Origin of the sequence: Arthrobacter sp. OV608, from assembly GCA_900110595.1 — a bacterium.
Taxonomy (GTDB): Bacteria; Actinomycetota; Actinomycetes; order Actinomycetales; family Micrococcaceae; genus Arthrobacter.
Window position 1 is genome coordinate 154,790 of the sequence record FOEZ01000004.1, and the last position, 21,492, is coordinate 176,281.

Consider the following 21,492-nt stretch of genomic DNA (forward strand, 5'->3'; position numbering starts at 1 on the left):
TAGGGCTACTCGGACTTGAACCGAGGACCTTAGGATTATGAGTCCCGCGCTCTAACCAGCTGAGCTATAGCCCCTTGATGCCCCGAACCTTCCACCAACAGTGGTCGGCAGCAGGGCAAAAACACTCTAGCAAACCCCGGAAGGCGTTTAGACCACCTTGTCTTCGAATCCGGCGCCCCGGTAGAGGTCCTCGAAGGTCTGCAGGGTTCCCTGCATGCTGTGCGGTTCCACCATCTGCCGGCTGACCTGGCCCATGGCTGCGCGCTGGTCCGCGGGAAGTTCCAGGATCAGGGTGATCTTTTTGGCCAGGTCATCGCTGTCACCGGGAGCGAACAGGTATCCGTTTTCGCCATCGCGGACCAGGTGCGGCAGGGCCATGGCGTTGGCCAATACCACCGGGGTGGACGCCGACATCGCCTCCAGGGTGACCAGCGACTGAAGCTCCGCGGTGCCGGGCATGCAGAACAGGTCAGCCCGGATGTAAGCCTTCCGCAGCTCCTCGTCGCTGGCCAGGCCCAGGAACTTTACCCGGTCCCCCAGCCCGAGCCGCTGGACGAGGTTTTCGAGGTTGGACCTCACTTCGCCGCCGCCCACGATCTCCAAGTGAACCTTCAGCTCTGCGGGCGTCTTGCCGATGGCCTCGATCAGCACATCCACATGCTTTTCCTCCGCCAGGCGGCCCACGAACAACACGGTGGGGTGGGCGTGCGGTTCGATCTGTTCGCCGGGCTGCAGTTCGTAGGCGGCGGAGTCGATGCCGTTGGACAGCGGAAGGACTTTGCGCAGGAAGGCATGCTGGTGCATGGCTTTGGCCGCCAGCGGGGTGGGGGTGGTCACCACATCGGCCTGGCCCATGACCTTGCCCATGTCCTTCCAGGAGATGCGCCCGATAATGTTCTTGAACCACTGGGGAAAGGGAAGGAACGGGTTGAGGTTTTCCGGCATGAAGTGGTTGGTGGCAACGACGCGGATGCCGCGCCGGACAGCTTCATAGAGGACGTGCTCGCCGATCATGTAGTGGCTCTGGATGTGCACCACATCGGGCTGGACGCGGTCGAAGAGGAGGCTGATTTCCTTCTTGATTTCCCAGGGGAAGCAGATCCGGAAGTACTCGTGCGTGGGGACCCCGTGCGAGCGGAGCCGGTGGACGGTTGCCTCCAAGCGGAACTCGGTGAAGCTCTTGCCGTTGTCCGCACGGCAGGCCAGCACGTGCACGTTGTGGCCGCGGCCGGACATTCCCTTCGCCAGGCGGTAGCCGAACTGGGCTGCGCCGTTGATGTGCGGCGGGTAGGTGTCGGCAGCTATCAGGATGGTCAGGGGTCGCTGGTCTGCGGGCGTGGTCACGTGGAGGGCTCCTGATGGTCACGGTGCGGACAGCGTGTACTGACAGCACGGCCGGCCGCGGCTGGCGCCGGGGCCTCGTGTATTTGCTGGCTGGAAGGGACTGGATGGACAGGAAGGGCGGACAGGACTACAGGGTTGGCTTGCCCGCGGCCCGCGGCGCGTCCTTCTTGCGCTTGGTGACCTCGGGGTGGTGCCTGGAAAGGGCGATTACCCCCACGATAGCAAGGGATGCGGCAGTTCCCATGGCAATGGCCATTACGGCGTGCACATCCGGACGGAGTTCGCCGAGGATGACAATCCCGATGGCGATTCCCACTAAGGGATCAATCACGGTGAGTCCTGCGATGACCAGGTCCGGCGGCCCTGAGGAGTAGGCGTTTTGGACAAACCATGACCCCAGTCCACCTGCGGCGATGAGGGCCACCACTGAGTACCACTGCACGTTCAGCAGGAAGAGCCCGTTGGGATCGAGCAGGTGCTTGCCGATGATCCGGGTGAGTACGGCTACGAATCCAAAGAGCACCCCGGCCCCCAGGATGTAGACGAAGGCGTTGATCCGGTGCTTGAACATGACTGCCAAAGTGCCGAAGAGTCCGACGGCGAGGGCCAGCAGCAGGACGATCGTCAGTTCGTCGGCGAAGCTTACGTGGTGGTTTTCCTGGGTGACGTTGACCGCGAGGATGACAAAGAGTGCCGAGCCTGTCACACAGGCTGAGATGGCAACCACCGTTGCCCGGTTGATCGTCAGGTCCTGGTCTTTGGCATTGATGATGGTGGTGATGACGAGCGCGATGGCCCCGATGGGCTGGACGACGGTCAGCGGGGCGGAGACAAGGGCAACAGCGTTCATCGCCATTCCGGCGCCCAGCAGGAGGAGGCCGAACACCCAGCGCGGATTCCTCAACAGGCGGAGGAACCCGTTCGAGCTCAGGGCCAATCCCCCGGTGTCGGCCTTGACCGCACTGCCCTGGCGCTGCGCACCCAAAGCCAGGCAGAACGCACCCAGCACCGCGAGTACCACGGCGAGCCAGACCATCAGGCGGTCCCGCCGTCGTGATGCAGCCTTCTGCCCTTGCGCAGGATGGCCCAGAAATAGTTGTAGGCGGCTATCCAGTGGCCGATCAGGCCCAGGCCCAGCACAATCCACGCTGCCACGAACAGCTCATCAGAGAATTTCGTATCCAGTCGGGAGAGGACCAGCAGCGGAGTGCCCAGAAGCAGCAGGCCGGTGCGGACCTTTCCCACAATGCTGACCGGAAGATCCGGGTGGCCGCGGAAGAAGGACAGCGTCAGGGCCAGCAGGATGGCGTCCGGGACCACCAGCGCGGCAAGGTAGAGCCAGTGGACGACGCCGGCAATCACCAGCGTGACGGCGACGGCGATCAGAGCCAGGCGGTCGGCGATGGGATCCAGGACCCGTCCGAGCTTCGAGGCCTGGTCGAAGCGGCGGGCAACGTACCCGTCGATCCAGTCCGTTCCGGCCATAACCGCCAAAACCACCACGCCTGCGGCGTATTGCTTTTGTGCCAAGACCAGCCAAATGAACAGCGGCACGCCCATAAACCGCACAACGGTGAGCAGGTTGGGGATGGTGAAGACGCGGTCGTGGTCGACCTGGGGGCGGCCGGGACGGGAGCCGGCACCGATGAACTTCATCCCGTCCCCTTTCCTTCCTGCTGCCCGCGGCGCGTACTAACGATTCGTGTCCCTGTTCACTGCCGCTGACTTTGTCTTGCCGGGCTGCCGGAGCAGCCTCAGTGTGGCCGGGGCTAGTACGTCCGGAGGAGCTTGCGGACCAGCACAACCAACACGGTCCCGGCGGCCGCAAGGGCAGCCAGAGGTTTCCACCGCGCGCCCAGGCCTCCTGTGGATTCCGAGAGACCGGCCAGCCGGCTCGCGGCGAGGTCTTTGCCCCGGACGGCCAGAACCTGGCCCTCACGCATCTTGACCTGCGCAGCAGCCAAAAGGAACCGGGCCTGGGTTTTGACATCGAGTTCATCGCCGAGTTCGTCGCGGACTTCGGCGAGGTGGTGGCGGCGCTGGCCCAGGCGGCGGGCGATTTCCGGCTCGGAGGCCTGCGGGAATTCCTTGTTATGCTCTGCGGCCTTGGCTTCCTTTTCAGCCTTGGCCTTCGCAGCGGCTTCCGCCTTGGCTGCCTTGGCAGCTTTTGCCTCGGGACTCTGGGGGTCCAGGACCGCAGGGTTGAAGGCAGATCCCTCCCTGGCAACGCCAATATCGTGCTTGATGCCGCGGATGGTCTCCTCCGGCAGCAGCGGCATGGCCTTCTTGAACCTGCTGACGCCGATCAGTCCGCCGATGAGTGCAATCAGCAGGAACGCCGCGGAAACCAGCAGTGCAGCCAGCCAGGCGGGCATGATGGTGGCCAGTCCCATGATGGCGGCAACGATCAGTGCCACCACGAGGAAGAGGACAAAGACCAGGGCAACAGCGAGGAAAGCGGAAGCAACTCCAACCTGGACACCTTTACGCTTCAGCTCAATCTTTGCGAAGGCGATCTCGTCGTTGAGCTGGCGGGGCGCCAACCGGAAAAGGAGTTTAAGCGTCCCGGGCAGCGCGGCGATGCGCACTCCCTGGCTGGTCCGCCCGCTGTGACGTCCGCTCATCGGTCCCGCCTTACTGTTTCATGGTGGATTCGGCTTCCATGTGCTGCGGGAGAGTGCAGCTGCACCGTCCCCGCCCCCAAAAGTATCATTCAGTTCAATGGCGGACTCCGGGGCTTGCCGGACGGCGCGGCCTACAACGCTGCAAAAATCTGTTATCCCGGGCCTAGGATTGATCATCGTGACCATTCCCAGCAATCCGGGCGATCTGTTGAGCCGCCGCCGCAAACTCCTGTATATCCTCCTGCTCGGCGCCCTGACTGCCCTGGGTCCGTTCACGATCGACCTTTATCTTCCAGCCTTTCCCGCCCTCGAGGCGAGCCTGGGCGTCACCGAAGCCCAGGTCCAGCTGACACTGGCCGGGACCACGGTGGGTTTTGCCTTCGGCCAGCTCGTGGTGGGGCCATTCAGCGACAAGGTGGGCCGGCGGATGCCGCTGATCCTGGCGACGGCACTGCATATTGCGGCGTCGCTTGGCGCCGCGCTGTCCACCGACATCACTACCCTGGGTATCTTCCGCGTCTTGATGGGTGTGGGGGCAGCCGGCGGAGGCGTGGTGGCCATGGCGATGGTGCGGGACCTCTTCTCCGGTTACGCCATGGTCAAGATGTTTTCGCGTATGTCCCTGGTCAATGGGCTGGCACCGATCCTGGCTCCCGTGATCGGTTCACAGCTGCTCCTGGTGATGGCCTGGCCGGGGATCTTTGTGTTCCTTGCCTCATACGGCACCCTGGTCATTGTCGCCGCCCTGTTCCTGGTCCGCGAGACGCTGCCCCCGGAAAAGCGCCGGCAGAGCGGCATGACAATGCGCCAGCGCTACGGCATCCTGTTCAGTGACAGGATCTTTGTTGGCCTGCTGATGGTGGCCGGCCTGAACTTCGGCGGGCTGTTCACTTACCTCTCGGCTTCCCCCTTCCTGTTCCAGGACGTGTTTGGCTTCTCAGCACAGGAGTACGGCCTGCTTTTCGGCATCAATTCACTGGGCATCGTGGCCGGCATCCAGACCAGCTCCCGCCTCATCCGGCGGGTGCCGCCGCAGTGGATCCTTGCCGGAGCCACCGCCTGGACCTTCCTCATGGCACTGCTGATCGTGGTGTTCGACCAGCTTGGGCTGGGACTGTGGGGCGTTATGGTCCCCCTGTGGTTCTACATCATGGGCACCGGCTTTATGTTCCCCTGCGTCCAGGTCCTCGCCCTGGCCGGCCATGCGGGCCAGGCCGGCACTGCCGCCTCGCTGCTGGGTGCCGCGACCTTCCTGACCGCCGGCCTCATCTCGCCGGTGGTCGGCTGGCTGGGCATCACCAGCGCCACCCCGATGGGCGCCGTCCAGGCCGCCTGCATCCTGCTGGCCATCGCGGCTTTGTGGCTCGTGGTCCGGCCGCGGACCGTCCCATCCATCCACTGACTGCCGATGCCCTCCTGATGCCAAAGAAACCTGCCAGGCGCAAGCCGCACCGGAACCGCCGGGGACTCTTCCTCGGGGCGGTGCTGGGCGCCGTCGTGGGCTATTTCGCGGGGCGCGCCCTGGGCAATCCCGCCATGGGCATTGTGCTGGGCATGCTGGTTGGCTCCGCGTTGCTGTACCGGGTCAATCCGGGCCCCTGGAACCGCCCCTAGGCCTTCTTTCGCGTCTGCGTGCCGGTACCGCGCCGTCTGCCGCTGAACGCCCCTCCCGCGATAAAATGTTGTTTGTGCCAAGCTGGCAGGATCAACCGCAGCTCCCGGCCACGTGGCAACGGTGCGATACCGGGATACTGCCACTGTGGTGGGAGCGGTTGTGTGCCCAGAGCGGCGAGCAGTCGGCCGCCCTCTATGCGGCGGGACTGTTCACCGAAGACCGCCGTCGGCCGATCGCCCAGTGGTACAACCCGGCTTTCAATGCAGCGCTCCTGGTGGCCCCCGAAACCTCTCCGGAATGGCCCGTTCAGAGGTTCGGCATCTTCTATGCGCCGCCGGAAACAGGATTCGTGCGTGTCCATTCCGCACCCCACGAATGGAACCCGCGCCAGCCGCGCAAGTCCCCCACCGAAAAGGAGGCGTTCCTGGCCGCGATCGCGGAGGCAGAGCGCTTCCTGCAGGTGGAGATGGACTTTGTCTGAAAGAAAAACCCCCGCTCCTTCCAAGGGAAGGAACGGGGATTTTTTGGGTTGCTCCTCCTGCTGGACTTGAACCAGCAACCCTTCGATTAACAGTCGAATGCTCTGCCAATTGAGCTAAGGAGGAATGAAGCAGGTATGACATTAGCAAAGGATCGGCACCAATGTGAAATCGACGGTTTTGCGGGCCCACCAGCCGCATGCGGGCATAAAAAATCCCCGCTCCGGGAAGCCCGGAGCGGGGATTGCGCGCTCCTCCTGCTGGACTTGAACCAGCAACCCTTCGATTAACAGTCGAATGCTCTGCCAATTGAGCTAAGGAGGAATGAAGCGGGTATTAGCCTAGCAAACACCCGCCGTGGAAACGAAATCGAGGCAGGCCCCTACGGGTATGGGAGCCTTCCTACGCGTCAGCGCGCAGCGCACGGCGTTCCATTTCGAGCATCATCAGCTCCCGGTTGAGCCGCTGGTAGGTTTCAGGGTCGGCCGCCGGGTCCAGCCGCTGCAGCTGCCCCATCTTGTCCGCCTTGACCCTGGTGATCTGCAGCTCGAACAGCCGTGACAGGATGTCCCGGCAGTACTTCTGCACCGCCTCCTCAGTATTTGCCGGCAGCGGCACCACCGCCAGCTCGGAGACCAGGGGCCGCAGCGGTTCCGGAACTTCCTCCATCACGTGCTCCACCCAGCGCACCGGATCAACGGTGAGGCCCGGACCGGTGGCACGCATGGCATCGTGGACGGCCTGGAAGGCAGGGGTGGCGAAACGGGCGGCGGCGAAGCGCTCCCACACTCCGCCGGCCAGCAGGGCGGGTTCCTGGAGGGCCACTTCCAGCGCCTGGCGCTCCATGGAGGCCACGGGGTCCCGCGGGTCCGGCCGGTGGAAGGAGGGCACAGCGCCCGACGGCGGCCCTGCAGCTACGCCGGGTCCGCCCGGTTGGGCGGGGCGGGAGGCAGCCCCGGGGCCGGAAGCGGCAGGGCCGCCCTGGTCGCCCCGCTTCACCGCGGCAGTAACCAGGCGAAGCACCTCGTTGGGGTCCGGCATGCCCAGCCACCCGGTCAGGGCCTGGCAATAGCCGGTACGGGTGGACGCGTCGCGGATGGCCGCAACCACGGGCACGGAGGCTTTCAAGCCCTGCACACGGCCTTCCACGGTGTCCAGGTTGAACTGCTTGAGCGTGGTGCGGATGGCGAACTCAAACAGCGGCCGGCGGGACTGCACCAGGGCATGGACTGCCTCGTCACCTTTGCTTTGGCGCAGGTCGCAGGGATCCGCCCCTGTGGGCTCCACGGCCACGTACGTCTGGGCGGTGAACCGCTGGTCCTCCTCGAAGGCGCGCAGGGCCGCCTTCTGGCCGGCGGCGTCGCCGTCGAAGGTGAAGATGACCTCTCCCCCGGTGCCGTCGTCCGAAAGCAGCCGGCGGGCGATCTTGATGTGCTCGGTGCCGAACGCCGTGCCGCAGGTTGCCACCGCCGTCGTAATTCCCGCCAGGTGGCACGCCATGACGTCGGTGTAGCCCTCTACCACCACCAGCTGCCGGTCCTTGGCGATGTTCCGTTTGGCGAGATCGATCCCGTAGAGCACCTGCGATTTTTTGTACAGGGTGGTCTCGGGGGTGTTGAGGTACTTAGGGCCCTGGTCGTCCTCGTAGAGCTTGCGGGCGCCGAAGCCGATGGTGTCCCCCGCGATATCCCGGATGGGCCAGATCAGGCGTCCGCGGAAACGGTCGTAAATACCCCGGTTTCCTTCGGAAAACATCCCGGTGAGCTTCAGCTCGGCGTCCGTGAAACCGCGGCCGCGGAGGTGCTTGAGCAGCGCATCCCAGCCCTGTGGAGCGTAGCCCACGCCGAACTGCTCGGCGGCGGCACGATCGAACCCGCGCCCGTGCAGGAAGGTGCGGGCCTCTGCGGCGCCAGGGGTAAGCAGCTGCGCCCGGAAGAATTCGTCCGCGATCTTGTGGGCGTCCAGCAGCCGCTGCCGGCGCCCCACTTCCTCGCGGTTGGGGCCGGTGCCGCCGTCCTCATAGCGCAGCTCGTAGCCGATCCTGGCAGCGAGCTTCTCCACTGCTTCCTGGAAGGAGCTGTGGTCCTGCTTCTGCACAAAGGCGATGACGTCGCCATCCTCGCCACAGCCGAAGCAGTGGTAGCGGCCTACCTGCGGGCGGACGGTGAAGGACGGCGAGCGCTCGTCATGGAAGGGGCACAGCCCCTTGAAGGTTCCCAGCCCGGCGCCCTTGAGCGTGACGTAGCCGTCAACCACTTCCTTGATGTCCGTGCGCTGGCGTACTTCGTCGATATCTTCACGTTTGATCAGCCCAGCCACAGAGCAATCCTAGCCCCGGGGTACGACGGCGGCCGGAACCCTGTGGCGACCCTCACCACAGCGACGGCAGGCTCCCCACCAGGCGTTCGTACATGGCCAGTGCCGAGCCGTCGGTGAGTGACGCCACCTGGTCGATGACCACGCGAAGGCGAGCTCCGTCGTCGGGCGCGTCCCGCCAGTCAGCGGCGAACATCGGCTCGAGATGCCGGTCCCCGGTGGCGCTCAGGGCCGTCACCAGGGCGTGGAGCACCTCGCGCTGGCGCTCGTAGATGGGCTGGCGGTGCTCGGTGGTCATCACGAAGGTGGTGGCCAGGCCCTTCATCACGGCGATCTCCATCACCGTCTCGTCCGGAACCATGAGCTGGGCGTTGTATCGGGTCAGGTTCTCCGGACCGTATACCGCTCGGGTGGTTTCCAAGGCGCTCTGGCAGAACCGGCCGATCAGCTGGCTGGTCATGTTTTTCAGGGCGGCCATGGACTTGCGGCTGCCGTCCGCTTCCCGCACCCACACGTCCGTGGCCTCCAGCCGGGCCAGGGCGGCGTCGATCGCGGCGGGATCGTTGTGCGGCAGGTACCACTGCTTGGCGTAGCCCACCACCCGGGCGCGGTGGTCCGGGTTGTCCATCCAGCGCAGCTGGAAGTGGCCGGCCACGATGGCGTCCTCAACGTCGTGCACGGAATAGGAGATGTCATCGGCCAGGTCCATCACCTGGGCTTCCAGGCAGGACCGGCGCTCGGGGGCGCCCTCCCGGATCCAGTTGAAGATGGGCAGGTCGTCCTCATAGGCGCCGAACTTGCTGGTCCGCTGGCCATGGATCACGGGCGCTTCCAGCGCCGACCACGGGTACTTCGACGCCGCGTCCAGGCTTGCCCTCGTCAGGTTGAGTCCGGCGGGCTGGCCGTCGGGGGCGAGGACCTTGGGCTCGAGCCGGGTCAGGAGGCGCAGGGTCTGGGCATTGCCCTCGAAACCACCGATGGCGTGCGCCACCTCGTTCAGCGCCGATTCCCCGTTGTGCCCGAACGGCGGATGGCCGAGGTCGTGGCTGAGGCAGGCGGTGTCCACAACATCCGGGTCGCAGCCCAGGGCCCGGCCCAGCTCGCGGCCCACCTGGGCCACCTCGAGGCTGTGTGTGAGCCGGGTCCGGACAAAGTCGTCAGTGTCCGGGGCTACCACCTGGGTCTTGGCGCCGAGCCTGCGCAGCGCGGAGGAATGCAGCACCCGGGCGCGGTCCCGCTCGAAGTCGGAACGGTAGACGTTCTTGGTGGGCTCCTCCACCCAGCGGGCGGAATCGTTGCTGTCATAGCCCGGCAGCACGGGTGCGGCGGTGCGCGTCTCAGCCACCGGAAACGTCCAGTTCCGCTGCGGAGATATCGGCGGACTGCGCCGCGTTCAGTGCACGGGACTCCAGCCAGTCCTTGGGCAGGGCCGGCCTCTTGGGGGACCCTGCACGGCCGCGCGGACCCTCGGCGTCAACGCCGGGATACGGCGACTCGAGGTCCAGTTCGGCCAGGGTGTCGCGCAGGACCTGGAGGCTGGTCACCAGCGCCAGGCGGGTACGCAGTTCACCGCCCACCACGTAGCCCTTGAAGTACCAGGCGATGTGCTTGCGGATCTCGCGCAGCGCCTTGCCCTCGTCACCGAAGGTCTCCACCATCAGTTCCGCGTGCCGGTAGACGCCCTCGGCCACCTGGCGCAGGTTGGGCCGGAAGCGGGTGTCGCTGCCTTCGAAGGCGGCCTGGAGGTCGCCGAACAACCAGGGCCGGCCCTGGCAGCCGCGGCCCACCACCACGCCGTCAACTCCCGTTTCGCGGACCATGCGGACCGCGTCCTCGGCGGACCAGATGTCGCCGTTGCCCAGCACCGGAATGTCGGGCAGGGCCTCGCGCAGGCGGGCGATGGCCGACCAGTCGGCCTGTCCCGAGTAGAACTGGGCGGCGGTCCGGCCGTGAAGGGCGACGGCGGCCACACCTGAATCGCGGGCGATGCGGCCGGCGTCGAGGTACGTGAGGTGGTCGTCGTCGATGCCCTTGCGCATCTTGATGGTCAGCGGGACGTTGCCCTTGGACGCTTCCTTGACGGCAGTCTGCACGATGGAGGTGAACAGGTCGATCTTCCAGGGCAGGGCGGAGCCGCCGCCGCGCCGGGTCACCTTGGGGACGGGGCAGCCGAAGTTCAGGTCGATGTGGTCCGCGCGGTTCTCCTCAACGAGCATTCGTACGGCGGCGCCGACAGTGCCGGGGTCCACACCGTAGAGCTGGACGGAGCGGACCTTTTCGTCGTCGTCATGGGAGATGATGCGCAGGGATTCGGGGGTCCGCTCCACGAGGGCACGGGACGTAACCATCTCCGCTACGTACATACCGCCGCCGTACTCGCGGCACAAACGGCGGAACGCCGAGTTGGTGATGCCGGCCATCGGCGCCAGGATCACCGGGGTGTCCACGGTGATGGGGCCCAGCTTCAGGGGCGGGAGTTCCAGCTTGGGGGCGGGAGGAGTTGCTGCAACAGTCACCTGTCCATTGTTGCAAAGCCGGGCAAATCGTGGATTGTCGGTGGTACTTCGGGCCCTCTGTCAGTCCCGCTCGGCGGCCCTGCGGCCCCGGCGGGTCTGGAAAGCTGCGGCTGCGAGCGTACCGGTATCGGGGAGGTCGTCAGGGTTGACGGCGGGCGGGGTCATCGCATGCGTGGCTGCCCGTTCCCCGGCCGGCGCCCGTCCGCCGTCGTCTGCTGTATGTGTGCCGGACACCTGCAGCTCCACGGCCTGTGAACCTGTAGCCTTCACCACCAGCACCGCAATCAACGTGGTGACCGGGATGGCCAGGACCAGGCCGATGGAACCCACCAGGGTGCGGATGACCTCTTCGGAGAGTTCGGCGCTGGTGAGCGTGTCCGCGAGCGGGCGGTCGTAGAGCATCACGATGATGAGGATCGGCAGGGCGGCGCCGGCGTAGGCGAACGCGATGGTGTACACGGTGGAAGCGATGTGGTCGCGGCCGATCCTCATGGCCGAGGTGAACAGTTTCCGGGCGCTGCTCTGCGGCGCAAGTTCGTAGAGTTCCCAGACGGCCGAGGACTGTGTGATGGTCACGTCGTTGAGGACACCCAGGCCGGAGATGATGAGTCCACACAGGATCACGCCCGAGATGGAGATATTGGCCGAGGTGTTCATCAGGGTGGTGGCGTCATGGTTGCCAACGCCCGCGAGGTTGGCAGCACCCGTGGCCCACGCGGCCAGCAGAGCTGTGATGGCCAGGCCGAAGATGGTGCCCAGGAGTGCAGTGGAGGTGCGAGCGGAGAATCCGTGGGCGAAGTACAGGACCCCGATCATAATCACGGTGGATCCCACCAGTGCCAGCAGCAGCGGCGGCTTACCTTCCACCAGTCCCGGCAGCATAAAGCTGGCCAGCACGAAGTAGGCGCCGACCAGTCCGATCAGGGCACGCAGGCCGCGCCAGCGCGCGACGGCAATCACCACCGCCGCGTACAGCAGCGCGAGCAGGACGATCGGGAGGGTCCGGACGAAGTCCACGAAGATATAGGCGGGCGAACCCTGTGAGGCGGAGGCACCTTGTGCGCTGGACAGGTTCAGGTAGCGGATCTGGTCTCCGGGCTTGACGCCGTGGGACTTGGCTACGTCCGGGTTGATGACCACCTTCACCGGGCTGCCGCCCTTGTCCGGTTCGGTGAAGGCAAACGTGCAGTCGGACCCCTGTCCTTGCTGGGCCTGTCCCTGCTGGCTTTGGGCCTGGTTCTGCTGGCTGACGCCCTGCATGCAGTTCTCGACCGCCACGCTCTGGATGGTTCCCGTGTCGAAGGTGACGCCCGGGGCCGCCGAATAAGGATTAGCCAGGGAAACGCCTTCCTTGCTTCCCGAGGGCCACAGCATCGCCATCCCGGCAAGCGTCAGCAGGGTCAGTGGGATCAACACTGCGGCCAGGATCCGGTTTGCCCGCCGCCTGGCGGCAATCGCCTCTGGTGTCGGCTCCGAATGGTCTGTAGAAGCGTGGGAGTGTCCGGACCCCATCAGCAGTAGAACCTCATACGTTGAACTCTACGTCCGGCACCGTAGGGTTGATAAATGGATCGGCAGAACTGGGAGGTACCGGGCATGGCCAACCGCAGGACTGAGGAAAATGACGGCCTGAACCCGGCTGGAGCAGCCGCGGGAATGCTGCACCAGCCCGTGCTCAGCGTGCTTCCGTCGTCGGGTCCCACCCTGGGCATTGCCCTGGTGCTGCACGGCGGAAAGTCCCACAGCCGCGAGCCGGTGGAGGCCCGGCACCTGAGTCCCGCGCGGATGGTGCCTTTCGCCCGGCATCTCCACCGCGCGGGCCGACAGCACGGGCTTGCGGTGTGGTCCCTTCGAAACAGTGTGCGGGGCTGGAACGGGGAGGATATGACTCCCCTGCAGGACGCCCGCTGGGCCCTCAAGCAGATCAGCAGCGAGCACCCGGACGTCCCCGTGTTCCTGGTGGGCCATTCGATGGGCGGGCTGACGGCCGTCTGCGCCGCGGACCACCCGCAGGTTGCAGCCGTGGTGGCCCTGGCCCCGTGGCTCAGCCCCGGTACGCCGGTCTCCGGGGTGGCGGCCAAGAAGGTGCTGATCGTCCATGGGACCTTCGACCGTTGGACCAGCCCGTCGGCGTCGCTCGCTTTTGCACGGCGCGCGGCGGCCGGTGCCGCCTCGATGCAGTACGTGGCACTGAAGGGTGCCGGGCACTTTATGCTCCGCAAGATCAGGCTGTGGCACACGCTCTCCACCGGGTTTGTGCTGAAGGCCTTCAACGAAGCGGCGGGGACGGATGTGGCCCTGCCGCGCGGATTCAACCAGCTGCTGCCGGAATCGTCCGTGCAGGTGACCCTGTAAGCACCCTGTCCGCCCTGCCTGCACCGGCGTCACGAACGAAAGGAACTCCATGCCCTGGCGCCCCCGGCCGAGTGACCGTTTCTACCGGTTGCTGATCTGCCTTGGCCTGTTCCTGCGGTGGGCTTTCCGGATCAGGATCATTGCCACGGGCAGGGAGCATCTTCCGGCACCCGGGCCGCGCCAGGGAACCGCCCGGGCCCTGACGCCCGGCAGCGGTGCGGTCTTTGCCATCACCCACTTCGGCTACCTGGACTTCGCCCCGGTGGAACTCATCCTGTGGAAGCATGCGCGTGCCCGGCTGCGGTTTATGATCCATCAGGGCGCGGCCGACCACTGGCTCGCCGGCCCGGCCATCAGTGCCACCAGCAGCGTGGTGGTGGGGTACACGGAACGCGGCGGCGCCCTTGACGAGGCGGTCGCCAAGCTGCGGAGCGGCGAATACCTGGCCGTGTTCCCGGAGGCCGGCGTGAGCCGGAGCTTCAAAGTCCGGGAGTGCAAAACCGGCGCTGTCAGGATGGCCGCGGAGGCTGGCGTCCCTGTTATTCCGGTCTCCGTGTGGGGCGCCCACCGCCTGCTGACGAGGGGTCATGGGTTGTCACTGCACTCAGCCTGGCATGCACCGGTCCGGGTCCATGTGGGTGCACCGCTGGAGGTGGGTCCGGACGTTGACGCCGAAACGGCAACGGCTGAACTGCGCGCCCGGCTGCAGGCGCGGATCGATATGTGCATCGCGGACTTTCCCCTGCCCGTCCCGCCGGGCGCATGGTGGACGCCTGCCGACCTGGGCGGCGGCGCCCCGACCGAAGCCGAGCGGCAGCTGCTCGACGCCGAAGACGTGCTGACGCGCCGCCGTCGTACTTCCCGCAGAAAGTAGCCCAAGTAGGTAGCGCCAAGTGTCGTTTTGAGGGATCAAAACGACACTTGGCGCTACTCAGTTGGGTGGGCAGGGCGGCTTAGTCCGAGACCACCCAGGTCTCCGGGCCGGCGAGGCGGGCCTTGCCGCTTTCCAGCAGGGGCTCGACGGCGGCACGCAAGGCCGTCATGGAGTCGTCCAGTTCCAGCATCACCGGGTGCTGGTACGCGATCAGGGACAGCATGTCGCGGACAGCCTCGGCGGCATCTTCCCGGGCAAGCGCCGGCTCATGGCCAACGAACACGTCCGTGGGCGATCCCTGCCCGGCGCTCTCCGCACCTGGTGCGGCGTCCGGATCGGACGGCGCGGCGTAGCTCACGGCAAAGGCCCGGATCCGGCCCTTCTTACTGGGCGCAACCCCGGCACCGAAGGCAGATTCCGGCTGTGCGCGCAGCACGATGGCGCCGTGGGCTCCCGTGAGGTCGTCCAGGAACAGTTTCTGCACCTGGCCCACGGACAGCACTCCCGGGGAATCCCAGTCGTGGATGGCTGTGTAGTACCGGCCCACAACGTCCGTCAATTCCACAGAGCCGGTGGCCAGGTCCATCACCACGTCAGAACCGGCGTTTTCGTCGTTGGCCGGTCCGCCGTCGTCCTTGGCCGGGAACACCGGAAGCCGCAGGGCGCCCGGTTCCACCACCACCAGCCGCGAACGCTGGATCGGAGTCAGGCCGAAGTGTTCGGCGAAGGCGGCACCTGGGGTGCCCGGCTCCACCTTGGCGCGGAGCTTCGAAACGCCCGACGGCGACTGTTCGGCTTCACGGCGCAGCATGGTCAGGAGCGTGGCACCGATGCCGCTGCGGCGGTGGTCCCGCGCCACTTCGATGTAGGTCCAGAGCCGCTCGGGGTGCAGCGACGCCTCATAGACCACGCCTGCTGCGACGGGAATGCCCACGCCGTCGATGACGTCCTCAGCCACGATGCAGCGCCGCCACGGCATGCCGGACCCGTCGGAGGATATGGTCAGGGCGCCGCGGAACTGACCTGCCTGATGGGTCTCCGGACCGCCCCAGATCTCCAGGAGGGAGAGGTCGTCCCCCTCGCGCCATTCGCGGTATTCGATGGCCATGCTCAGGCGCCGATCAGGCGTGCGGCCAGGTAGCCTTCCACCTTGTCCAGGGAGACGCGTTCCTGGCTCATGGTGTCCCGCTCGCGGATGGTCACGGCCTGGTCCTCGAGGGTATCGAAGTCCACGGTGATGCAGAACGGGGTGCCGATTTCGTCCTGCCGGCGGTAGCGGCGGCCGATGGCGCCGGCGTCGTCGAAGTCGATGTTCCAGTTCTTCCGCAGCTGCGCTCCCAGGTCCTTGGCCTTCGGCGACAGGTCCTCGTTGCGGCTCAGCGGGAGCACGGCGGCCTTGACCGGGGCCAGGCGCGGATCCAGCTTCAGCACGGTGCGGACGTCCACGCCGCCCTTGGCGTTGGGGGCCTCGTCCTCGGTGTAGGCATCCACCAGGAACGCCATAAAGGACCGGGTCAGGCCGGCGGCGGGCTCGATGACGTACGGGGTGTAGCGCTCGTTGGTGGCCTGGTTGAAGTAGCTCAGGTCCGTGCCGGAGGCCTTGGCGTGGGTGGAGAGGTCAAAGTCGGTGCGGTTGGCGATGCCTTCCAGCTCGCCCCACTCCGAGCCCTGGAAGCCGAAGCGGTACTCGATGTCCGTGGTGCCCTTGGAGTAGTGGCTCAGCTTTTCCTGCGGGTGTTCGAAGAAGCGCAGGTTTTCCTCGCGGATGCCCAGGCCGGTGTACCAGGACATGCGCTCCTTCATCCAGTACTGGTGCCATTCCTCATCGGTGCCGGGCTCGACGAAGAACTCCATTTCCATCTGCTCGAACTCCCGGGTGCGGAAGATAAAGTTGCCGGGCGTGATCTCGTTGCGGAAGGACTTGCCGATCTGGCCGATGCCGAACGGCGGCTTCTTGCGGGAAGTGGTGAGGACGTTGTTGAAGTTCACGAAGATGCCCTGGGCCGTTTCCGGGCGCAGGTAGTGCATGCCTTCTTCGCTGGCCACCGGGCCCAGGAATGTCTTGAGCAAGCCGGAGAATTCCTGGGGTTCGGTCCACTGGCCCCGGGTGCCGCAGTTGGCGCAGACGATGTCCTTCAGGCCGTTCTCGGGGGCGCGGCCCTTCTTCTCTTCGTACTCTTCCTCGAGGTGGTCCGCGCGGTAGCGCTTGTGGCAGGACAGGCACTCCACCAGGGGGTCGGAGAAGACCTCCACGTGGCCGGAGGCTTCCCAGACCTGGCGCGGCAGGATGACCGAGGAGTCCAGGCCCACCACGTCCTCGCGGCCGCGGACCATGGACTGCCACCACTGGCGCTTGATGTTTTCCTTCAGTTCGGCGCCGAGGGGCCCGTAGTCCCAGGCAGAACGCGAACCTCCGTAGATCTCACCGGCCTGGAACACAAAGCCCCTCCGCTTGGAGAGGGAAATGACCTGGTCGAGAACGGATTTTGCTGCCATGGGGGTAACTCCAATTTCTACAGGGCCGCTGGGTGCGGTCCGCGGTTTTCAGGCCCCGGTGCGCCACAGGTGTGCACCAGTGGCTGCCGGGAGGGGCGGATGAAGGAAAGATGCGTGAAAAGCTGCGTGTCCTAGCCTACCGGTGCCTACCTGTGGAGCGCTCCCCGCGGCCAGGGCAGGGTTGCCAGGACGATGGCGGCCAGGGTGAGGATGGTGCCCAGCACGGTGGCCGGCGCCACCACGGTTCCCGGCGCCGGGAGGATCACGTCCAGCGCCAGCGAGCCCAGCAGCTGGCCGGCGATCATGCCAAGGCCAGTGACCAGCACGCCCAGGCTGCGGACCAGCAGTGCACCCAGGCCAATGAACACGCAACCCATGGGCCCACCCACGTAGTACCACCACTCCCCCGGCAGCGGGTTGCCCGGCCCGGCCACGGCCAGCTTGATGCCGTAGGCCGTCCACAGCACCAGGCCGCCGGCAACGAAGTTGACCAGCGTGGCGGCAATGGGAGTGCCGTAATGGATGGTGGCCGTTCCGTTCATGGCCTGCTGGAAGCTCATCAGGAACCCTGCCAGCACGGGCAGGAGGAGGGGAAGCAGCAGGGCCGACGGACCGGCGTCGGGTGCACCTGCTCCCGTGCCGCCTGCCGCCGCGGCCCCTGTGAACCGCGGCGAAACGGCCCAGGCGACGGCGGCGATGGTCAGCACACAGCCGATGATCCGGATCCCCGTGACCGATTTCTTGCCCGCCGGCCCGATGCCCAGCCGGTCAACCAGCAGTCCGCTGACGGTCTGGCCCGTGACGGTGGCCACGGTGAAGAGGGCAACGCCGAGGATGCCCACCGTGAAGGACTGGGCGAAAACGAACAGCGCGCCGATGCCGCCGGCCAGGACGTAGACGCGGGGAAAGGCCCTGCTCCGGACGGCGGGGAGGATGCTGGCCAGCCCGGCGCGGCCGCGCGGCAGGACCAGCGAAATCAGGATCATCAGCAGGAGGCCTGTGCTGAAACTCACCACGGACGCGGCGATGCCGTCGTCCAACCGGGCTCCCAGCGCACCGTTGATACGGCCCTGGACGGGAATGGCAAGGCCCGAGCCCACCGCCAGCGGCAGGCCTGCGAGCAGTGGCAGGCGGTGGGTGGAGGTCATTGAATCCACATTACGTCAGGCATTATTGCTTCATGAGCAACGTTGAAGAGGTACCCATCCGCGACAGCATGATCCGCCTTGGCCAGCTCCTCAAGCTCGCCAACCTCGTGGAGGACGGTGTGGAGGCGGCGGACCTGATCAAGAACGGGCTCGTCAAGGTCAACGGTGAGATCGATGACCGCCGCGGCCGCCAGCTGCACCACGGGGACACTGTCACCGTGAACAACCAGACGGTGAAGGTCGTCGCGCCGGAGGCCTGACGCACCGACTCGGCACCCGGCGGGCCTGGCTGCCTCAAGCCGCCGCCCGCCGTCGTACTCCTACTTCTTGAGTACCTCGTGCGTGAGGAACTCGGACACGTGCCCGATCTCCTGCTGGTTGATCCCGTGCCACATGCCCGTGTACAGCACTTTGGTGAGCTTGACGTGCTTGCGGACCCAGCCCATGGTGTATTCGATCTTGTCGGGGGTAATCACAGGGTCCTGCTGGTCCCGTCCCCAGAACAGGGGGATGGTGCCGTCCAGTTCGTCGTCCTTGAACGAAGGATCGTCCCCGGCGTCCACCACGAAGCCTGAGAGTCCGACGACGGCCGCGAAGTCAGTGGGCCGCTGCCGCAGGAGCGTGGTGGCCATGGCCATGCCCATCGAGAAGCCGAGCAGGGTCACCGACGGGTGGCCCACCCGGATGGCGTCGATCCAGTCGAGCACATAGGACGAAGCGGCCTTGACCCGGTCCAGCGAGTAGTCGATGGATGCGGTGAGCGGGAACCAGGTGAAGCCGGGGCCCATGGCGATCGGGGCCCGGACCGATGCGACGGTGAAGTCACCCGGGAGCAGGTCGGCCAGGCTGAGCAGGTCCTGTTCGTTGGCGCCGTAACCGTGCAGGAGCACCAGCAGCGGCTTTCCGTCGCGCTGGTCCTCAGGATGGGACCACAGAACAACAGGGGCAGGAAATACTTCGGCTTCAGTCATGGTTTCCATTCTTACAGTTACCCAAAGGTAACAACCTACGTTCGCGTAGCCCGCGAAACGGAAGGCAGGATAGGACCGTGACTGATACAACCAGCATCCCAACGTCCACTGCCCCGGCCGGATCCCACCCCTGGACCCGGTATGTGGCCATGGGCGATTCCTTTACCGAGGGCATTGGCGACCCCGAGCCCTCCAGCCCCGGCGGCTACCGCGGCTGGGCGGACCGGGTGGCGGAGGAACTGGGCCGCACCAAGCCCGACTTCGCCTACGCGAACCTGGCAGTGCGCGGCCGGTTGCTGCAGCAGATCGTGGACCAGCAACTCGCACCGTGCCTGGCGCTGAAGCCGGACCTGGTGACACTGTCCGCGGGCGGCAACGACCTGCTGCGCCCGGGCGGCGACCCCGATGCGCTGGCCGAGAAGCTCGATTCAGTGGTCCAGTTGCTGGCCATGGACGGTGCCACCGTGGTTCTCTTCAACGGCCCGGACACGGGGTCCTCGGTGCTGGGCAGGATCCGCAGCAAGGTGGCCATTTACAACGAGAACCTGCGGACGGTGGCGGCCCTGCACGACGCCATCATTGCCGACATGTGGTCCCTGCGCCAGCTCAGCGACCCCCAGATGTGGGATGTGGACCGGCTGCACTTCTCGCCGCTGGGCCACCACACCATCGCGGCCATGGTCCTGGATTCCCTGAACGTTGACCACACCCTGGAACCGCTGGTGCCCAAACCGCTGCCGTCGCGGACCTGGCGCGAGGCCCGGTCCGGTGACCTGGTGTGGGCCCGCGAGTACTTTGTGCCCTGGGTTCTGCGCCGCCTGCGGCACCAGTCCTCCGGGGACGGCATCATGCCAAAACGGCCGACGCCGGGACCTGTGTTCGGCCCGGGTGTTCCGTTGGGTTCGGGCGAGGGTCCGCTGGGAACCACCGAGGCGGCCCGGCGCTAGCGTAGTGATGGCGGCCGGCGGGGCGGGCAGTTGAAATAGCGTGGTGGACATGGAACCGCGCGATGTGGTGCGGCTGCGGCTGCGGTCCCAGATGCTTCACGGGCCCGGTGCTGCCTCGCCGGAAGCCGCCCTGCAGTCATTGCTGGCGGTGCAGGCGCAGGAGTTTCCCTACGCCAGGTGGAGTCTGGTCCAGCGCGTGGGGGCCGCGGCCGGGGATGCCGGAGCCGTCCGCGCCGGCGCGGCGGACCTCGAGCAGGCGGTTGCGGACGGCCGGATCCTGCGGACCCACATCCTGCGGCCCACCTGGCATTTTGTCCACCGGGACGATCTCCGCTGGCTCCGTGCACTCTCCGAGCCACGGCTGGAACAAATCAACGCAGCAACCTATCGCCGTACGGGTATTGACGCGGCCGCGGCCGCCCGTAGCGCGGAAGTCCTGGGCAGCGCGGTGTCAGGCGGTAACCATCTGACCCGGGACGGACTGGCAGCAAGGCTCCACGACGCCGGGTTCCCGGCTAAGGGCCTGGAGCTCGCCTACCTGATCATGCACGCCGAAATCAGCGGCGTCCTGGCCAGCGGCACGCCGGTGCGCAGCCCGGGCGGGGCACTGAAACAGACGTACGCGCTCTTTGACGAACGGGTGCCCGCCAGCCCCGGGGTGACCCGGCCGGAAGCTTCGGCGGAACTTGCCCGCCGCTACTTCACCAGCCGCGGCCCGGCGACTGTCAAGGACTGCGCCGACTGGTCCGGGCTGACCATGACGGACGTCCGGAAGGGCCTGCAACTTGCTAGCGAGGCATATCCGGAAGCCCTGGCTGAAACAGCAATTGACGGCGTCGTGCACTATTACGCCGCCGGACGTCCCGGTGGCAGCGACGGGGAAGCCGAAAGTACCTCGGAACCCCGCCCCCGGATCGACCTGATCCAGTGCTACGACGAGTACGTGATGGGCTATTCCGCCACGCGGCACTATATGGGCGGCGGTGCGCCGGCCTTCCCCTTCCAGGGCGAGCCGATGCATGTGGTGCTGCTGGACGGGCGGATGGCCGGCTCGTGGCGGCACACGCTGTTCCCTGGCCGCTGCGAGCTCGATATCCGGCTCTCCCGGGCTGAAACTCCCGGGTCTGCCCTGGCCGCGGCGGTGCAGGACGCCGTGGAGAGGTACAGCGCCTTTATAGGGCTTCCCACCATCCGCCTGGAGTCCGGGGCTTAAGCTGGAAGGACACCAATGAGAGGCACGGCACCGTGAGCAACTTGTTTTTCTGGATCATCATTTTGTCATTTCTGATCCCGATGGCCATGCGGATGTACCGGAAGTCCGTCGCCCGCAGGAACCACGAACAAAGCTTCTCCGGACGCTACCCGGACCAGTTTCCCGGCGGCGGGATGTATCCCGGCTCCAATGGCCCGCAGAGCAATCAACCCCGGGACGGGTTCACCCAGCAGGACTACTTCGGCGGCGGATTCCGGCAGCTTGACCGGCCGCAGCCGCTCCCGGGCGAGCCGCTGCCGCCGGTCCAGCCGCTCCCGCCGGTCCCGCCCATGGGCCAGCAGTTCCCGCCTTACGGCCAGCCGCTGCCGACGCCTGGACAACCCGGCTACGGTCAGCGCGAAGAAGCCCCGCAGCAGCCCGCTGCCCCCGCGACTCCCCCGCCGCCGTCGGCCCCGCAAGGCTACCGCGCGCGCAAGCTCGCCGAACTGGATCAGCAGTACAGCAACGGTGAGCTCTCCATGGAGGAGTACATGAGCCGCCGCAGCGACATCATGAACGGCTAGGCCCTCTTTTCAGAGCAACGCGGGGTCACTA

The 21,492-nt window shown here is 66.3% G+C and carries 21 protein-coding genes and 3 tRNA genes; 9 read left to right on the top strand and 15 right to left on the bottom strand.

Features of this window, described 5'->3' with window-relative positions; all coding sequences use genetic code 11:
• The 5 genes from BMX78_RS07325 to BMX78_RS07345 all read right to left on the bottom strand — a co-directional run bounded on the left by BMX78_RS07325 (position 1) and on the right by BMX78_RS07345 (position 3,968).
• A tRNA-Ile gene (locus BMX78_RS07325) sits at positions 1-74 on the bottom strand.
• Positions 75-147: 73 nt separating this feature from the next.
• The gene (locus tag BMX78_RS07330; RefSeq protein WP_091418234.1) at positions 148-1,344 is read right to left on the bottom strand and encodes a glycosyltransferase; all 1,197 of its coding nucleotides are present in this window, start codon (positions 1,342-1,344) and stop codon (positions 148-150) included.
• A 127-nt stretch (positions 1,345-1,471) separates the two neighbouring features.
• Positions 1,472-2,380 (bottom strand): DMT family transporter, encoded by a 909-nt coding sequence (locus BMX78_RS07335; RefSeq protein ID WP_091418235.1) that lies wholly within the window; start codon positions 2,378-2,380, stop codon positions 1,472-1,474.
• Positions 2,380-3,000 carry a CDP-alcohol phosphatidyltransferase family protein gene (locus BMX78_RS07340; protein ID WP_091418237.1) on the bottom strand — a complete coding sequence of 207 codons (621 nt, stop codon included), beginning with the start codon at positions 2,998-3,000 and terminating at the stop codon, positions 2,380-2,382. The genes BMX78_RS07335 and BMX78_RS07340 overlap by 1 nt, the downstream gene beginning before the upstream one ends.
• 113 nt (positions 3,001-3,113) lie before the next feature.
• Positions 3,114-3,968, bottom strand: a complete 855-nt coding sequence (locus BMX78_RS07345) for a phage holin family protein (protein WP_091418238.1) — start codon at positions 3,966-3,968, stop codon at positions 3,114-3,116.
• A gap of 172 nt (positions 3,969-4,140) precedes the next feature.
• Between BMX78_RS07345 and BMX78_RS07350 the strand changes: the two genes are divergently transcribed.
• From BMX78_RS07350 to BMX78_RS07360, 3 genes are all read left to right on the top strand, one after another.
• A complete protein-coding gene (locus tag BMX78_RS07350) occupies positions 4,141-5,370 on the top strand; it encodes a multidrug effflux MFS transporter (protein WP_091418515.1) in 1,230 nt (409 codons plus the stop codon).
• A 17-nt stretch (positions 5,371-5,387) separates the two neighbouring features.
• The gene (locus tag BMX78_RS07355) at positions 5,388-5,582 is read left to right on the top strand and encodes a hypothetical protein (protein ID WP_091418240.1); all 195 of its coding nucleotides are present in this window, start codon (positions 5,388-5,390) and stop codon (positions 5,580-5,582) included.
• A gap of 74 nt (positions 5,583-5,656) precedes the next feature.
• Positions 5,657-6,064: a hypothetical protein gene (locus tag BMX78_RS07360; RefSeq protein ID WP_091418517.1), complete on the top strand. Its 408-nt coding sequence runs from the start codon at positions 5,657-5,659 to the stop codon at positions 6,062-6,064.
• 51 nt (positions 6,065-6,115) lie between these two features.
• Here BMX78_RS07360 and BMX78_RS07365 read toward each other — a convergent pair.
• The 6 genes from BMX78_RS07365 to BMX78_RS07390 all read right to left on the bottom strand — a co-directional run bounded on the left by BMX78_RS07365 (position 6,116) and on the right by BMX78_RS07390 (position 12,406).
• Positions 6,116-6,188 (bottom strand) — tRNA-Asn (locus BMX78_RS07365).
• A 125-nt stretch (positions 6,189-6,313) separates the two neighbouring features.
• Positions 6,314-6,386 (bottom strand) — tRNA-Asn (locus BMX78_RS07370).
• A 78-nt stretch (positions 6,387-6,464) separates the two neighbouring features.
• A complete protein-coding gene (gene dnaG / locus BMX78_RS07375) occupies positions 6,465-8,381 on the bottom strand; it encodes a DNA primase (protein ID WP_091418242.1) in 1,917 nt (638 codons plus the stop codon).
• 52 nt (positions 8,382-8,433) lie between these two features.
• Positions 8,434-9,723, bottom strand: a complete 1,290-nt coding sequence (locus BMX78_RS07380) for a deoxyguanosinetriphosphate triphosphohydrolase (protein WP_091418243.1) — start codon at positions 9,721-9,723, stop codon at positions 8,434-8,436.
• Positions 9,716-10,894 (bottom strand): tRNA dihydrouridine synthase DusB, encoded by a 1,179-nt coding sequence (gene dusB, locus BMX78_RS07385; protein ID WP_091418245.1) that lies wholly within the window; start codon positions 10,892-10,894, stop codon positions 9,716-9,718. Before dusB ends, BMX78_RS07380 begins: the two co-directional genes overlap by 8 nt.
• Positions 10,895-10,954: 60 nt before the next feature.
• The gene (locus BMX78_RS07390; RefSeq protein ID WP_091418247.1) at positions 10,955-12,406 is read right to left on the bottom strand and encodes a YibE/F family protein; all 1,452 of its coding nucleotides are present in this window, start codon (positions 12,404-12,406) and stop codon (positions 10,955-10,957) included.
• An 84-nt stretch (positions 12,407-12,490) separates the two neighbouring features.
• Between BMX78_RS07390 and BMX78_RS07395 the strand changes: the two genes are divergently transcribed.
• Entirely contained in the window at positions 12,491-13,249 is a 759-nt protein-coding gene (locus BMX78_RS07395) for an alpha/beta hydrolase (protein ID WP_091418248.1), read from the top strand.
• Between the two features lie 49 nt (positions 13,250-13,298).
• Entirely contained in the window at positions 13,299-14,123 is an 825-nt protein-coding gene (locus tag BMX78_RS07400) for a lysophospholipid acyltransferase family protein (RefSeq protein ID WP_091418250.1), read from the top strand.
• A gap of 79 nt (positions 14,124-14,202) precedes the next feature.
• Here the strand turns inward: BMX78_RS07400 and BMX78_RS07405 are convergent, their stop codons facing one another.
• From BMX78_RS07405 to BMX78_RS07415, 3 genes are all read right to left on the bottom strand, one after another.
• A complete protein-coding gene (locus BMX78_RS07405; protein WP_091418252.1) occupies positions 14,203-15,231 on the bottom strand; it encodes a GNAT family N-acetyltransferase in 1,029 nt (342 codons plus the stop codon).
• A gap of 2 nt (positions 15,232-15,233) precedes the next feature.
• On the bottom strand, positions 15,234-16,619 hold the full coding sequence (locus BMX78_RS07410) for a glycine--tRNA ligase (RefSeq protein WP_091418254.1): 1,386 nt from the start codon (positions 16,617-16,619) through the stop codon (positions 15,234-15,236).
• A gap of 146 nt (positions 16,620-16,765) precedes the next feature.
• On the bottom strand, positions 16,766-17,767 hold the full coding sequence (locus BMX78_RS07415) for a DMT family transporter (protein WP_091418255.1): 1,002 nt from the start codon (positions 17,765-17,767) through the stop codon (positions 16,766-16,768).
• Positions 17,768-17,799: 32 nt separating this feature from the next.
• Here BMX78_RS07415 and BMX78_RS07420 point away from each other — a divergent pair, with 32 nt between their 5' ends.
• Positions 17,800-18,027 (top strand): RNA-binding S4 domain-containing protein, encoded by a 228-nt coding sequence (locus tag BMX78_RS07420; RefSeq protein ID WP_091418257.1) that lies wholly within the window; start codon positions 17,800-17,802, stop codon positions 18,025-18,027.
• Positions 18,028-18,087: 60 nt separating this feature from the next.
• On the opposite strand, the gene BMX78_RS07425 is transcribed toward BMX78_RS07420, so the two are convergent.
• On the bottom strand, positions 18,088-18,738 hold the full coding sequence (locus BMX78_RS07425; protein ID WP_091418259.1) for an alpha/beta hydrolase: 651 nt from the start codon (positions 18,736-18,738) through the stop codon (positions 18,088-18,090).
• 149 nt (positions 18,739-18,887) lie between these two features.
• On the opposite strand from BMX78_RS07425, the gene BMX78_RS07430 reads away from it, so the two are divergent.
• Genes BMX78_RS07430 through BMX78_RS07440 form a run of 3 tightly spaced genes read left to right on the top strand, consistent with a single transcriptional unit; the run spans position 18,888 to position 21,461 of the window.
• On the top strand, positions 18,888-19,685 hold the full coding sequence (locus tag BMX78_RS07430) for an SGNH/GDSL hydrolase family protein (protein ID WP_286138856.1): 798 nt from the start codon (positions 18,888-18,890) through the stop codon (positions 19,683-19,685).
• 49 nt (positions 19,686-19,734) lie between these two features.
• Complete coding sequence (locus BMX78_RS07435; protein WP_091418518.1) at positions 19,735-20,898, top strand: winged helix DNA-binding domain-containing protein; 1,164 nt, start codon at positions 19,735-19,737, stop codon at positions 20,896-20,898.
• 32 nt (positions 20,899-20,930) lie between these two features.
• Entirely contained in the window at positions 20,931-21,461 is a 531-nt protein-coding gene (locus BMX78_RS07440; RefSeq protein ID WP_091418263.1) for a hypothetical protein, read from the top strand.
• The last annotated feature ends 31 nt before the right edge of the window (positions 21,462-21,492 follow it).

Excerpts from the sequence above, each read along its gene's own strand:
- BMX78_RS07335 (WP_091418235.1), bottom strand. The coding sequence starts at position 2,380 with ATGGTCTGGCTCGCCGTGGTACTCGCGGTGCTGGGTGCGTTCTGCCTG.
- BMX78_RS07340 (WP_091418237.1), bottom strand. The coding sequence starts at position 3,000 with ATGAAGTTCATCGGTGCCGGCTCCCGTCCCGGCCGCCCCCAGGTCGAC.
- BMX78_RS07345 (WP_091418238.1), bottom strand. The coding sequence starts at position 3,968 with ATGAGCGGACGTCACAGCGGGCGGACCAGCCAGGGAGTGCGCATCGCC.
- BMX78_RS07355 (WP_091418240.1), top strand. The coding sequence starts at position 5,388 with ATGCCAAAGAAACCTGCCAGGCGCAAGCCGCACCGGAACCGCCGGGGA.
- BMX78_RS07390 (WP_091418247.1), bottom strand. The coding sequence starts at position 12,406 with ATGGGGTCCGGACACTCCCACGCTTCTACAGACCATTCGGAGCCGACA.
- BMX78_RS07395 (WP_091418248.1), top strand. The coding sequence starts at position 12,491 with ATGGCCAACCGCAGGACTGAGGAAAATGACGGCCTGAACCCGGCTGGA.
- BMX78_RS07400 (WP_091418250.1), top strand. The coding sequence starts at position 13,299 with ATGCCCTGGCGCCCCCGGCCGAGTGACCGTTTCTACCGGTTGCTGATC.
- BMX78_RS07405 (WP_091418252.1), bottom strand. The coding sequence starts at position 15,231 with ATGGCCATCGAATACCGCGAATGGCGCGAGGGGGACGACCTCTCCCTC.
- BMX78_RS07410 (WP_091418254.1), bottom strand. The coding sequence starts at position 16,619 with ATGGCAGCAAAATCCGTTCTCGACCAGGTCATTTCCCTCTCCAAGCGG.
- BMX78_RS07415 (WP_091418255.1), bottom strand. The coding sequence starts at position 17,767 with ATGACCTCCACCCACCGCCTGCCACTGCTCGCAGGCCTGCCGCTGGCG.
- BMX78_RS07420 (WP_091418257.1), top strand. The coding sequence starts at position 17,800 with ATGAGCAACGTTGAAGAGGTACCCATCCGCGACAGCATGATCCGCCTT.
- BMX78_RS07425 (WP_091418259.1), bottom strand. The coding sequence starts at position 18,738 with ATGACTGAAGCCGAAGTATTTCCTGCCCCTGTTGTTCTGTGGTCCCAT.
- BMX78_RS07430 (WP_286138856.1), top strand. The coding sequence starts at position 18,888 with ATGGGCGATTCCTTTACCGAGGGCATTGGCGACCCCGAGCCCTCCAGC.
- BMX78_RS07435 (WP_091418518.1), top strand. The coding sequence starts at position 19,735 with ATGGAACCGCGCGATGTGGTGCGGCTGCGGCTGCGGTCCCAGATGCTT.